The sequence below is a fragment of the Okeania sp. SIO2C2 genome (assembly GCF_010692625.1).
GTDB classification, from domain to species: Bacteria; Cyanobacteriota; Cyanobacteriia; order Cyanobacteriales; family Microcoleaceae; genus Okeania; species Okeania hirsuta.
In genome coordinates this window covers 1-1,258 of record NZ_JAAHGM010000171.1, presented here as the reverse complement: position 1 = coordinate 1,258, position 1,258 = coordinate 1, and the positions used below count along the sequence as shown (strand labels likewise).

The 1,258-nt window shown below is 46.2% G+C and carries 2 protein-coding genes; both read right to left on the bottom strand.

Features of this window, described 5'->3' with window-relative positions; all coding sequences use genetic code 11:
• Positions 1–87: 87 nt before the first annotated feature.
• Positions 88–396: a transposase gene (locus tag F6K18_RS36185; protein ID WP_287528205.1), complete on the bottom strand. Its 309-nt coding sequence runs from the start codon at positions 394–396 to the stop codon at positions 88–90.
• Between the two features lie 71 nt (positions 397–467).
• On the bottom strand, positions 468–1,037 hold the full coding sequence (locus F6K18_RS36180) for an ISAs1 family transposase (protein WP_287528204.1): 570 nt from the start codon (positions 1,035–1,037) through the stop codon (positions 468–470).
• Positions 1,038–1,258 lie beyond the last annotated feature (221 nt).

Below are 1,258 nucleotides of genomic sequence, written 5' to 3'. Positions count from 1 at the left end.
GTCCACACCAGGCATAATAACCACTGCGGGCAACATTCAACATCTGACACATCAATTTAACTGGGAAATTGGCCTTCTCAGCATGGATTAGCTCGTAAAATCGGCGCTTTCCCTGGCAAAGAAGGCGGCTGCTTTTTTTAAGAAGTCTCGCTCCTGTTTGACGCGTTTCAGTTCACGGCGTAGCCTCACCAGCTCTTGATGCTCTGCACTCGTTAATTCACCTTCAACTCTGGGTTGAGCGTCAATCCGTGATTGTTTTACCCATTTGCGCAGAGCGCTTTCTGTCAGTCCCATTTCTCTGGCCACTTGGCTGACCGATTTACCGGATTGCTTCACGATATTGACCGCTTCGGCTTTCTGCTCATCGGTAAAGTAGCGACGTGGTTTTTTAGTCATTTGAACATTATCCTGCATTACGACTCATCGGAAATGTCCACTTTTTTGGGGAAAGGTCACATTGCCACCGTCTATGATCTGTTCAGTTGTTTTTTTTGTGCATGGATAGCATCCAGGGTGAAGACCACCGATGTCAGATGCAGACGTTCTAAGAGGGTTTGGACAGCCTTGATTTCATTCGTCTGATGGGTTTCAAATTGCTCGACAGCCAGCACAGTCTCTTGAGATTGGGCATACAACGACACTAAGGTGACAAAATTTTGATACTCCGTACCACCATCAATCACGGTCCCTTTGATACTTTTACCATCGAGACTCATCCAATCGTTGGCATTGATATCAGTATATTGCATGGCCCACCGTTCAAAGTGAGCGTTGAGTCTTTGAAAGTTGAGACGTTCCAAGATCCGTCGAAAGGTTGTATCAGAGGGTAATCGTTTGTTTTTCAGGTTTAATTCCAGAGCCTCACAGAGGACTGAGTAGTGACGGACGCCAAAGTCTTCCAGGGCGGCATACCCTTGACAGCCACTCATGGTCCCCATCACAATCAGCAACAAAATCAACCAAAGAGGATACCGACGACCTTTGCCAGAGCGAAAGTCACGAATCGTTTTCAACTCTTCGATTAGACTGACTGACATCCTCAACACCCCAAATATACGTCATGCAGGCATTGTAGTTTTTATACCTTGAACGAATTCTCCCTGACATCCAGGGGAGTAGTCATTGCAAAAGAATCTTAAGATTCTCTTAGCCTCAGTCACGACTGTGGCTGTACAACTGCGCTATTGATTACGCCATCAGGTTAACATTTCTCGCAGGTTTACCCCGTAGAGCGTGTTTCTCTAAAAACTCACTGCTG